The following is a 10,009-nucleotide window of genomic DNA, read 5'->3' on the forward strand; positions in this document are numbered from 1 at the left end:
GGCATCGTCCACCGATTCTCCCAAAATGTGATACAGGCCGATGCCTTCTACCTCGACGAGCTGGGTGTGGCCACCGGAAACGAGGAGCGCGATAAACGGAAAATCGGGTGGGTCGGACTCCATTAAGGGCGCGAGCAAATGGCCTTCCATGTGATGTACCCCTATCGATGGAATTTCCCATGCCCATGCTAGGCTGCGGGCGACGGAAGCGCCTACCAGGAGCGCGCCGATCAATCCCGGGCCGGCTGTATAAGCGATTCCGTCGATTTGCCGTTTGGAAATGCGGGCGTCTGCGATTACTTGCCGAATCAGCGGAACCAGTTTTTTGATGTGATCACGGGAGGCCAGTTCGGGTACTACGCCTCCATACTCCGCATGAGTTTTTACCTGACTATACAGGCGATGGGCCAAAAGTCCCTTGGTGGCGTGATAGATCGCCACGCCCGTTTCATCGCAGGATGTTTCAATGCCGAGTACGTACATACAAATTGACTTTTACCTTGCGCTCTGTAGTGAGTATAATTAGCACTTTTAAGTTGGCGGGGTAATCCTGCCTCGGGAATTTCGTCATTTTAGTCATCAATCTTGGGAAGCTACATGCCGTCGATTAAGCTTAGAGAAAACGAGCCCTTTGAAATTGCTATCCGTCGTTTTAAACGTGCCTGCGAGAAGGCCGGTATTCTTTCCGAAGTGCGCCGCCGCGAATTCTACGAGAAACCGACCGAGGAACGTAAGCGCAAAGCGGCTGCAGCAGTGAAGCGGCATCTGAAAAAGCTTTCCCGCGAACGGTTTGCTCTGCAGAATTTGCGCAAAGGGCGCCCGCAAACCTGATAGCCCCTTTCGATGAGCGTATTGAAAGAACGTCTCCAGGCGGATATGAAAGCCGCCATGAAAGCCGGAGAAAAAGATCGGCTGGGCGTCATTCGGCTGATAATGGCCGCCATCAAGCAGCGCGAGGTGGACGAGCGGATTCAGTTGGATGATGCGCAAGTCCTTGCCGTTCTGGACAAGATGGTCAAGCAGCGGCGTGAATCCATCACGCAATTTCAATCGGCAGGGCGGGATGATTTGGTTGCTGCGGAACAGGCGGAGCTTGGCGTTATTCAGGAATACTTGCCGCAAGCGTTGAGCGAAGAGGAAGTGGAGTCTCTGATCAAGGAGGCTTTGGCGGAATCGGGTGCTTCCGGAGTCGGCGATATGGGCAAAGTTATGGCCGTGCTGAAGCCAAAAATGCAGGGGCGAGCCGATATGTCGATGGTTAGCTTGCGGGTCAAAAGCCTGTTAAGCGGCTAGGACACGGTAGTCTTGATGTTTTTTAGGAACGGCGTAGCGTGAACTGAGCTGCCGGTATAAACGATGGCCGGCAAGATTCCCCGTCAATTCATTCAAGAACTGATCGCTCGTATCGATCTGGTCGATCTGGTTGATGCGCGCGTGCCGCTTAAGCAAGCCGGCAGCAACTTTACTGCTCGTTGTCCTTTTCATAGTGAAAAAACACCCAGCTTTACCGTAAGTCGCGATAAGCAGTTTTACCATTGCTTTGGTTGCGGCGCACACGGTAATGCCATTGATTTTCTGATGGGCTATGACCATCTGAGTTTTGTCGAAGCGGTGGAAAGTCTCGCTGCGTCGGCGGGGTTGAAAATTCCGGTAGACGCCCAGAGTGCGACGGTAGATCCGCAGTCTAAGATGGCGAAGGCCATTTACGAACTGCAGGATGCTGTTTCCCGATTCTATGCACACCAGTTTAAAGTCCATCCCGAAACGTCGCGAGCTATCACATATTTGAAACGCAGAGGGGTCAGCGGCGAACTCGCTCAGCGATATCGCTTGGGTTATGCTCCTCCGGGGTGGCAAAATCTACCGTCGGAGTTTTCGCGGGAGCTGCTGGAGGCGGCGGGTCTTATGATCATGAAAGACGATAAGGCTTATGACAGATTCAGGGATCGTATTATCTTTCCCATTCGGGATCGCCGAGGCAGGGTGGTGGGCTTTGGCGGACGGGTGATGGGCGACGAAACGCCGAAATATCTCAATTCGCCCGAGACTATCGTTTTCAAAAAGCACAAGGAAGTATATGGACTATACGAGCTGTTAAAGCAGTCTCCGAGGCCGGAGCGCATCGTCGTGGTCGAGGGCTATATGGATGTGATCGCCTTGGCTCAAAACGGCATTTCCAATTCGGTTGCAACGCTTGGAACTGCTACGTCCGCTGATCATGTCGAGCTGCTTTTCCGTTATACGGATGAACTGGTTTTTTGTTTCGACGGAGATTCTGCGGGACAGAAGGCTGCCTGGAAAGCGCTCGAAGCAAGCCTTTCGTTCTTACGGGACGGACGGCAAATCCGATTTCTGGTTTTGCCGGAGGGGCAAGATCCTGATTCCTTGGTCCGATCGGAGGGTGCGGATGCTTTCCTAAACCGTCTCGATACCGCGTTACCTTTCTCTGACTATTTCTTCAGGTGTTTGGTGCGTCGGCTTGATTTAGGCACCTTAGAGGGACGCGCCGCTTTGATTAACAAAGCCAAACCATTGATTGGTAAGTTACCTGCTGGTGTTTTTCGTGAGATGATCGACAAACGTCTGGAGGAACTTGCGGGGCATGGGGTAGTCGAACCATCCGATAAATCGGCTAAGCTTGTAGGGCCGTCGGAATCAAGGGTTGCATCCGTAAGAGGTCGAGTGCAGCCCTCTGCATCACGTATCCTTTTGGCGCTTCTGGTCCAGAATCCAGAACTTGCGGCCATGGTTGGGGCTGACCTGCGTAGTAAGCTGCGTACGGTTAATAAGAATGGATACTTAATCGAAAAGGTGCTCCGGATTCTGGATGAAAATCCGGGTTCGACTAGCGGCGGCATCCTGGAGCATTTTCGCGGTGCGCCGGAGGAAAATTTTATCGCCAACCTCATAGAGTGGGATACTTTGTTGCCCAAGGAAGGTATACGAGCTGAGTTCTCAGATGCTTTAATGCGTTTCAGTCATCAGCTCAAGCGGGAGCGTTTGGATGAGCTCATCAAGAAATCGAAAAAAATGCAGCTCAGTTCCGAAGAGCGGGAGGAAATGCGAGTGCTCATGAGTCAATGAGGCCGGTAATTTAAGTTTCCTGTTTTCTCAAACTTTTAATATACTGTATTGTTTTGCGGGCATACAGCAGTCGCGGGTCAGTTGATGAATCTGGAACAACAGCAATCTCAGCTTAAAGAGCTTATCGCCAAAGGTAAAATGCAAGGTTACCTCACTTTTTCCGAGGTGAATGACCACTTACCCAGCGATATCGTCGATCCGGAGCAGATGGAAGACATCATCTGCATGATCAATGATATGGGAATTGAGGTGCACGAGGATGTGCCGGATGCAGATTTGATTCCCGAACCTGCCGTTGTTACCGAGGAAGATGAGGACGAAGCGGCGGAAGTCGCTGCGGCACTTGCTTCCTCCGTTGATGCCGAATTGGGCAGGACCACAGATCCCGTACGTATGTACATGCGTGAGATGGGAACGGTCGAGCTGCTGACCCGCGAAGGTGAGCTGAGCATCGCCAAGCGCATCGAGGAAGGACTGAACCAAGCGGCGAATGAGTTGGTTCGTTTTCCAGCTGCGATGGATCATTTTATCAGGGCCTTCGATGCTGTCGAAAAAGGAGAGGCTCGGTTGTCGGACTTGATTTCCGACTTTTTCGATCCGGCAGCCCAGTCGGAAGAGGTCTTGCTGGATGAAGAGGCCGACACCGAAATTCTCGATGAAACCGAGAGTGGGCCTGACCCGGAACTCGTTAGAGAGAAGCTCGAGCTTTTCAACAAGCAGCACAAAGCTGCTGTCAATGCACATCACAAGCACGGTTATCACCATGAACGTACGCAGAAAGCGTTCGACTCTCTTGCGGAAAGTTTCATGGAGTTCAAGAAAACGCCCCAGTTTTTCAAGGAGTTGACCGATCTGTTGCACAGTGCGGTCGAGAAGATTCGGGAGCAGGAGCGGATTATTCAGGATATCTGCGTCGTCAAAGCAAAAATGCCGCGCGCAGAATTCATCGCCTCTTTCGCCGGTAACGAAAGCAATCCCGATTGGTTTCAGAAACTGTTGGGGGCGCGCTATGGTGAGATATTGGCTTCTTATGCCGACGAGGTGAGGCGTGCGCAAAGCAAACTGGCGCAGATAGAAAAAGATAATCAACTGTCGATCGCCGATATTAAAGAAATCAATCGGCGCGTCTCTGTTGGCGAGAGCCAGGCACGTCTCGCCAAAAAGGAGATGATCGAAGCCAATTTGCGTTTGGTCATTTCCATTGCCAAAAAATATACCAATCGGGGATTGCAGTTCCTCGATTTGATCCAGGAAGGAAACATCGGCCTAATGAAGGCGGTCGATAAATTCGAATATCGACGCGGTTACAAGTTTTCCACCTATGCGACGTGGTGGATTCGCCAGGCAATTACGCGTTCGATTGCCGATCAGGCGCGCACCATCCGAATTCCGGTGCACATGATCGAGACGATCAATAAACTGAACCGTATCTCGCGTCAGATGTTGCAGGAAATGGGACGGGAAGCGACGCCGGAAGAACTGGCGGTCCGCATGGATATGCCCGAAGATAAGGTTCGCAAGGTTCTAAAGATCGCCAAGGAACCCATTTCCATGGAAACCCCCATCGGCGATGATGAGGACTCGCATTTGGGTGATTTCATCGAGGATTCTCGGGTGATGTCTCCGATCGAGCATGCGACCGTCGCAAGCTTGCGCGAAACGACTCAGCAAGTGTTGGCCGGATTGACGGCTAGAGAAGCGAAAGTCTTGCGGATGCGTTTCGGAATTGATATGAATACCGACCACACCTTGGAAGAAGTGGGCAAGCAGTTCGACGTGACCCGCGAGCGTATTCGTCAGATCGAAGCCAAGGCATTGCGCAAACTCCGTCATCCTTCTCGTTCCGAGCAACTACGCAGTTTCCTTGACATGGATTAACGACCAGTTCTCGGGCCCTTAGCTCAGTTGGTTAGAGCAGGGGACTCATAATCCCTTGGTCCAAGGTTCAAGTCCTTGAGGGCCCACCAAGTAAAACAAAGGCTTACGCGGATTCGCCCGGTAAGCCTTTTTTCATGGTAGACGCGTGGTAGACGGTAGACGAAAAATCGACGTCTTCGCCAGGGGCATTTGACGGCCATTTGATTTCGTCACGGAAACAAAAAACCCGGCCAAGGTTTCCCCGGCCGGGTTCCGCTGCTATTGGCCATTAATCACGCCGCTCACGGCGATCGGCATTGGTCGATCAGAAGCCCGGCCCGTTCAACTCTCAGCCGCACGTCGTTCAGGATCAGGTAAGCCCCGGTCGATCCGGGCTCCGTGGCGATCGATTCGCAGCCTAGCGCGACTTGAATCGTTTCCAGGATATGCCCGGCTTGGTCCAGGAGCTCGCGGGCGTCGTTCAGGTTCTGCCGTTCCATACGCGCCCCTCATCCGCCGATGACCGGAGAGACCGGCCCACGTTCCAGCGTTTCCCGCACGCAACTCAGGTCGTTCCCGATCGACTCGGACCAATACAGAACCTGATCGGCCAGTCCCTGAACCGTCGGATCGTCCGACAAACGGCGAATGCTGCGGGCCAGCGCCATCAGGTGACCGCATTCGATTTCGCTGATCCCGATCACCTCAATCATCTGCTCGCGGTCCATGAATGCCGCGCGGTTTTGTCCGTGAATAGCCATGATTGTGCCTCCTCACCTGTATTGCCGCGAAACCTGCACGACCGTCGCTAGACGGTCCATTCCAGGCGCCCACGGTGCCAGCTTGAAGCCGGCCGGATTTTCGGCGCGAACGGCCACGATGTCGCCCTCGTCGGGCGGAACGTCGTCGAGCCGCACGCAGTCGCCCCGCCTGATACATGGGGCGAACTCGTCGGTCTCGACGCGCCAGAATCGGGCGGTCAGGTCGGTCGGGGTGTTATGATGCTGATTAGCCATGATTGCAACCTCCGTACAGGTTTGTGGTTGTGGTTAGGGTCGGCGTGGTGTGGCTGCACCATGTCGGCCCGCTCTCGTAATGCAATGTGTTACCATTGGCGTTAATTACCGTATCAGAGAGTAACGCTAATGGCAATACAAGAAAAACGACTGAAAACCGAATCCATCAACGTCCGGGTGAAACCGGAAATCAAAAGACTCGCCGAGGAATTGGCGGAACGTGAAAATCGGACTCTATCCAACTGGGTCGAGTCGCTGATTCTGCGCGAAGCGGAAAAGGCGGGGATCCGGCCGAAGCGCGGCCCCGGAAGCACACGATGACGTTTTTTTATCCTGCCGATGGCTTCCAGTCGTGCCCACTCTGCGGCGGAAAGGTTCCGGCCAGTTCCCGCTATCCTCGCGCCCTATGCGTCCAATGCGCCAGCGAAGCCACGGACGAGAACGGCCGCCGGCTAACCTTCGGTAATGTTGACGCGACTGGCGGGCTCCAGGTGCGCTACGCAGACACCGGCGAGACTCGGAATCGACCGTTTTGCTATGTCAGGGGCGTTAAATGCCTCGCGGAAGAGGGGCGTTTTGGAGGGTATGTGATTCAGCCGATTGAAACCCATTTCAAACTCTCGCCGGGTTGCTGGTACGGATGGCAGATGACGCCGGGCTATCTGGATGACGGGCGGCCCTACTGCTCGCCAATTCTCGTGCGGTCGGTTCGCCGGGTCGGGCGTCGATCGGATCGGTTGCACGTGCGGTTCTGGAACGTGCTCTATGCCGAAGGGGTCCAGGATATCGAAAAACGGCTGCACGTGCTCGAACGGGCTTCCGACCGTCTGACCGCCGCGATTGATCCCGGACGCGGCCCGGATCGCCGCGCCGTCATCAGGGAAATATCGTTTGAATGGATAGAACGGCAATGCCCGAACATCTTGCGGGCATTCCCGGTGTCCCGCTGCTCGCCGGCCGCTCAAGGGTCGGTCTCGGCCTACCTTGCCGAAGTGTTTCTCTGCTCAGGATCGCCCGGATAACCGGGCAATCATCCGATCGATCTCCCGAACCATCGCCGTGCTGGTCCGTTCGACCTCGCTCCCGGCCGGATCGCGCCGCCAGGGTTTCGCGTCGGCCGGTTCTTGCGCTTGCGGGGCGGCCACGGGCTCGTTTTCGACCGGGGTCGGTAGGGTAGTACCGGGTTCCGGCGTTTCGTGCTCCAGCGCCGCCCGGTGCTCGCCTGTCGCGGGCTCCGAGTCGCTGGGCAGCAGCGGGTTTTCGGCGATCGGCGAGACATAGCCGCCGGGGTCACGCTCGAACCGCCGCAACTCCCGCGCCGCCCGTTGCATGAACGCCTGTTCCGTCTCGCCGGCCTTCCGGTGCAACTCCAGCGCCGTCGGCGATCCGATCAGCCGGCCGTGTATCCGGTAGCATTCCGGCCGATCCTCGAACCGGCCGACGATGCGCCGAACGATCAGCCGCGCCTCGGGGCGCCGGCCGGCTTCGGCTTCCAACTTGGTAATGCGCTTTCTAAGATTCACGTCGGTTCCTCTCCTGCTGTAGTTCCAGCTCCGCGACGCGCCGCTCCAGGTCGCCGACCTCGATCAGCTTGCCGAGGGTAGCCAGGGTATAAGTCATTTTCGCTCCGTCGCTCGGATCGAGCCGCCCGTTGCGCATATCCCGGTACAGCCGCGCCATTTCCCGTTGAACGTCCCGCAGCGTCGCCAATTTGATCCGGCGTTGCCGGAGACGGGGAGGGTTCGCCGGCAAATACTCCTGTCGCGGGTCGTCGGGCGGCGTTGATTGGCTCATAACGCGCGGTTTAGGCGGCCTTTACGTCAGACTTTGAGCCCCTTTTTGCGCCATTGGGCAAGCATCGGTTCGGGGTCGATCGGCAGCTTCAGCAGCGTCGCCTTATCGATCAGCGGCCGGCCGTTGAATCCTGGGAGGCTGAGGAATCCGTAAATCGGGGTCGTCTGGTGCCGGTTCTGCGACTGAATTCGGCTGATTTGCATGAATCGTGCGTAGGCGTCGATCAGGTCGTTCGCGGCCTTGACGTAATCGAGTTGGGCGCGCTGTTCCTGTAGGGTAACGAAGCAGCGGAAGGTTTCCCGGAATTCGGCCTCGGCTGCCGCAAGCTTGTCGTCGGCCGCCGCAAGCTTGCGGGCGAGCCCTTCGTTCCGGATTCGGTCCCGCTCGGCCGTTTTTCGAGCCTCCGAGATTTCGGACTCAAGCCGGTCGATGTTTTCGACCAAAGCGGTCAGATACTCGGCGCCCACCGGCGTTCCTGCGGCCTCGTCGGCCAGGATGTCACCGTACTGCCGTTTGAGCGCGGCGAGTTCCGATTCGCGGGCGGACAGGTCGATTCCGGCTTGCTGCCCGATCAGGGCGGCCAATCGATCCCGCTCGGCCTGCGCCTCGTCGCGCGCCTGTTGAGCCCGCAAAATATCGTCAAGGGTCGTGTCCGGAACCGTTTTCATATCGCCCTCGATGGCGAGAATTTCCGAATTCAGGCGGGAAACCGCAGCCTCGGCTTCGGCTGCGCCCTCGGTCGCCTTTCGGAACGCGGCTTGCAGTCGCTCGTATTCGGCTCGGGTTTCATCGTCCGGGTATTCGCCGGCATTCTCCAGGTTCTGGATTGTCCGCTCCAGGGCGTCCAGCCGGCGGCCGAGTTCCATTTCCTCCCGGCGTAGCTGTTCGGCCCGGTCCGTGGCCTCAACGTAGGCGCGACGGGTCTCGTCGAGCCTGGTTCTGATTTCGTGACGGATTGATACGCGATTGGTGACGGCGTTCATGGGTCGTGTTTCTCCGTGGGTCTGGTGAATGAATCGTGGATCAGCCGGCTACGGCGTTGCGGATCAGGCAGCCGAGCTCCGGTGAAACGAGGAATTCCTCGACGTACTCGCCGACGCGGATCACGTGCGCGCCCCGAACGGATCGGTTCGGGTCCTCGTAGCTGAACGCGAAGCGCTCGCCCCATGCGGCCGTTGCACCCCAGCGGTTCGGGTTTCCGGGCTGGCCCATGTAGAGAAACGCCGCATGCGGTCCCCATAACCGGGTCAAGCTCGCCGCTTTGCCCTTCTTCGCCGTGTTGTGCCAGGCGTCGCCGACGATGATTTTGTCGATCTCCAGCACCCGCGCGACGTCGTCAGGTCCGACAACTCCCGCGTCAGCTGTCCCCCAGTAAACGGCCTCGACGACCTTCGGGTGCAGTTTTAGCTTGGTCCAGGTTCGCCGGCCGAGTACGGCGATATTCGGCCGCATGATGCAACTATCCAGGGCGTCCATGATGGCTGCAATCGGGTCGCTGGTCCGGTCGTTCCATTGGCTGGCGCCGGCGAGTGTCTGGACGTTGCTGGGCGGATAGCTGGTACTGCCAAACACCAGATTCGCAACGCGCCGCTCTCGGTCCAGCAAAATCAAATCCGTAGTGTCTCTGACCGCTTTCCGCTTCATTTCGTCAGGGTCCAGTGCGTTCGCCAGGTCGTGCCAAGGAATAACGTGCTCCAGCGCGGCGCCGTGAACCGCGTCCACGATTTCGCCGGCCGTGAACGAAACTTCGTTCGGCTTGCCCTTGCGCCCAACGCGAGTCTCCAGCCGCGCCAGCAGCTCGCCCGCGTTCGCCGTCAAATATTTGAACTCCATACTGGCGACGGGAATCCGCGGTAGAACCTCGTCGGCGATGAACCGATCGTTGCGGTATTCCCGCGCGACGTTCGTCAACTCGGGACTGATCGGATACGGGGTATCGGCGAAGTCGAGGGTGCCGGCGCCGGCGCCCTCGTAATCGGTCGTGAATTCAAGGGTCTGCATGATGGTTGCCTCGTGGTGGGTCAAATCAGAATGGAATGTCGTCGTTAAATCCAGGCTCGCCATACGCGGCGGCCCAGTCCCTCGTTCCGTGTCCGCTGTTCTGGCGTGCCTTGGGCTTTTCCTGGTCGCTCCGCTTGCCGGCGGGTCTTGCCGCGCGACTTGAATGGAGCGCATCGACCAGCAGACTCCAGCTCTCACGTTCCTGTCCGTCGTTTCCGGCGTACCTGCCTCGGGTAAGCTTGCCCATAGCCGCGACC

At 57.0% G+C, this 10,009-nt stretch carries 15 protein-coding genes and 1 tRNA gene; 7 read left to right on the forward strand and 9 right to left on the reverse strand.

The genetic code is table 11. From position 1 onward, the window contains the following. The coding region (gene tsaD / locus ABJK70_RS14115) for a tRNA (adenosine(37)-N6)-threonylcarbamoyltransferase complex transferase subunit TsaD (protein WP_347258288.1) at positions 1-483 on the reverse strand (483 nt) is incomplete at its 3' end. Between the two features lie 114 nt (positions 484-597). On the opposite strand from tsaD, the gene rpsU reads away from it, so the two are divergent. The 5 genes from rpsU (at position 598) to ABJK70_RS14140 (ending at position 5,051) form a co-directional block, all read left to right on the forward strand. Then, complete coding sequence (gene rpsU / locus ABJK70_RS14120) at positions 598-831, forward strand: 30S ribosomal protein S21 (RefSeq protein WP_026609693.1); 234 nt, start codon at positions 598-600, stop codon at positions 829-831. Between the two features lie 12 nt (positions 832-843). Beyond that, positions 844-1,293 carry a GatB/YqeY domain-containing protein gene (locus ABJK70_RS14125; protein ID WP_077728429.1) on the forward strand — a complete coding sequence of 150 codons (450 nt, stop codon included), beginning with the start codon at positions 844-846 and terminating at the stop codon, positions 1,291-1,293. Positions 1,294-1,356: 63 nt separating this feature from the next. After that, complete coding sequence (dnaG, locus tag ABJK70_RS14130) at positions 1,357-3,084, forward strand: DNA primase (protein ID WP_077728428.1); 1,728 nt, start codon at positions 1,357-1,359, stop codon at positions 3,082-3,084. A gap of 84 nt (positions 3,085-3,168) precedes the next feature. Then, complete coding sequence (gene rpoD, locus ABJK70_RS14135) at positions 3,169-4,962, forward strand: RNA polymerase sigma factor RpoD (protein WP_077728427.1); 1,794 nt, start codon at positions 3,169-3,171, stop codon at positions 4,960-4,962. A gap of 12 nt (positions 4,963-4,974) precedes the next feature. Next, a tRNA-Ile gene (locus ABJK70_RS14140) sits at positions 4,975-5,051 on the forward strand. A 192-nt stretch (positions 5,052-5,243) separates the two neighbouring features. Here ABJK70_RS14140 and ABJK70_RS14145 read toward each other — a convergent pair. The 3 genes from ABJK70_RS14145 to ABJK70_RS14155 are packed head-to-tail and all read right to left on the reverse strand — an operon-like array spanning position 5,244 to position 5,957. Then, the gene (locus ABJK70_RS14145) at positions 5,244-5,441 is read right to left on the reverse strand and encodes a hypothetical protein (protein ID WP_347258289.1); all 198 of its coding nucleotides are present in this window, start codon (positions 5,439-5,441) and stop codon (positions 5,244-5,246) included. Positions 5,442-5,450: 9 nt separating this feature from the next. Beyond that, a complete protein-coding gene (locus tag ABJK70_RS14150) occupies positions 5,451-5,702 on the reverse strand; it encodes a hypothetical protein (protein WP_347258290.1) in 252 nt (83 codons plus the stop codon). 12 nt (positions 5,703-5,714) lie between these two features. Next, the gene (locus ABJK70_RS14155; RefSeq protein WP_347258291.1) at positions 5,715-5,957 is read right to left on the reverse strand and encodes a hypothetical protein; all 243 of its coding nucleotides are present in this window, start codon (positions 5,955-5,957) and stop codon (positions 5,715-5,717) included. A gap of 129 nt (positions 5,958-6,086) precedes the next feature. On the opposite strand from ABJK70_RS14155, the gene ABJK70_RS14160 reads away from it, so the two are divergent. Then, positions 6,087-6,278: a DUF1778 domain-containing protein gene (locus ABJK70_RS14160; protein WP_036268985.1), complete on the forward strand. Its 192-nt coding sequence runs from the start codon at positions 6,087-6,089 to the stop codon at positions 6,276-6,278. Then, positions 6,275-6,979: a hypothetical protein gene (locus tag ABJK70_RS14165; protein ID WP_347258292.1), complete on the forward strand. Its 705-nt coding sequence runs from the start codon at positions 6,275-6,277 to the stop codon at positions 6,977-6,979. Before ABJK70_RS14160 ends, ABJK70_RS14165 begins: the two co-directional genes overlap by 4 nt. On the opposite strand, the gene ABJK70_RS14170 is transcribed toward ABJK70_RS14165, so the two are convergent. From ABJK70_RS14170 to ABJK70_RS14190, 5 genes are all read right to left on the reverse strand, one after another. Further along, positions 6,962-7,480, reverse strand: a complete 519-nt coding sequence (locus ABJK70_RS14170; protein WP_347258293.1) for a hypothetical protein — start codon at positions 7,478-7,480, stop codon at positions 6,962-6,964. The genes ABJK70_RS14165 and ABJK70_RS14170 overlap by 18 nt on opposite strands. Further along, positions 7,470-7,751, reverse strand: coding sequence for a hypothetical protein (locus tag ABJK70_RS14175; protein WP_347258294.1), 282 nt, complete (start codon positions 7,749-7,751; stop codon positions 7,470-7,472). The genes ABJK70_RS14170 and ABJK70_RS14175 overlap by 11 nt, the downstream gene beginning before the upstream one ends. 26 nt (positions 7,752-7,777) lie before the next feature. After that, positions 7,778-8,734 carry a hypothetical protein gene (locus ABJK70_RS14180; RefSeq protein ID WP_347258295.1) on the reverse strand — a complete coding sequence of 319 codons (957 nt, stop codon included), beginning with the start codon at positions 8,732-8,734 and terminating at the stop codon, positions 7,778-7,780. A 40-nt stretch (positions 8,735-8,774) separates the two neighbouring features. Beyond that, the gene (locus ABJK70_RS14185) at positions 8,775-9,752 is read right to left on the reverse strand and encodes a major capsid protein (protein ID WP_347258296.1); all 978 of its coding nucleotides are present in this window, start codon (positions 9,750-9,752) and stop codon (positions 8,775-8,777) included. A gap of 25 nt (positions 9,753-9,777) precedes the next feature. Then, positions 9,778-10,009: hypothetical protein (locus ABJK70_RS14190; RefSeq protein WP_347258297.1), on the reverse strand; the 232-nt coding region annotated here is incomplete at its 5' end.

It is taken from the genome of Methylocaldum sp. (genome assembly GCF_039794385.1).
In the GTDB taxonomy this organism is placed as follows: Bacteria; Pseudomonadota; Gammaproteobacteria; order Methylococcales; family Methylococcaceae; genus Methylocaldum.

Excerpts from the sequence above, each read along its gene's own strand:
- ABJK70_RS14155 (WP_347258291.1), bottom strand. The coding sequence starts at position 5,957 with ATGGCTAATCAGCATCATAACACCCCGACCGACCTGACCGCCCGATTC.
- ABJK70_RS14185 (WP_347258296.1), bottom strand. The coding sequence starts at position 9,752 with ATGCAGACCCTTGAATTCACGACCGATTACGAGGGCGCCGGCGCCGGC.
- ABJK70_RS14150 (WP_347258290.1), bottom strand. The coding sequence starts at position 5,702 with ATGGCTATTCACGGACAAAACCGCGCGGCATTCATGGACCGCGAGCAG.
- rpsU (WP_026609693.1), top strand. The coding sequence starts at position 598 with ATGCCGTCGATTAAGCTTAGAGAAAACGAGCCCTTTGAAATTGCTATC.
- ABJK70_RS14145 (WP_347258289.1), bottom strand. The coding sequence starts at position 5,441 with ATGGAACGGCAGAACCTGAACGACGCCCGCGAGCTCCTGGACCAAGCC.
- ABJK70_RS14175 (WP_347258294.1), bottom strand. The coding sequence starts at position 7,751 with ATGAGCCAATCAACGCCGCCCGACGACCCGCGACAGGAGTATTTGCCG.
- ABJK70_RS14125 (WP_077728429.1), top strand. The coding sequence starts at position 844 with ATGAGCGTATTGAAAGAACGTCTCCAGGCGGATATGAAAGCCGCCATG.
- rpoD (WP_077728427.1), top strand. The coding sequence starts at position 3,169 with ATGAATCTGGAACAACAGCAATCTCAGCTTAAAGAGCTTATCGCCAAA.
- ABJK70_RS14160 (WP_036268985.1), top strand. The coding sequence starts at position 6,087 with ATGGCAATACAAGAAAAACGACTGAAAACCGAATCCATCAACGTCCGG.
- dnaG (WP_077728428.1), top strand. The coding sequence starts at position 1,357 with ATGGCCGGCAAGATTCCCCGTCAATTCATTCAAGAACTGATCGCTCGT.
- ABJK70_RS14165 (WP_347258292.1), top strand. The coding sequence starts at position 6,275 with ATGACGTTTTTTTATCCTGCCGATGGCTTCCAGTCGTGCCCACTCTGC.
- ABJK70_RS14180 (WP_347258295.1), bottom strand. The coding sequence starts at position 8,734 with ATGAACGCCGTCACCAATCGCGTATCAATCCGTCACGAAATCAGAACC.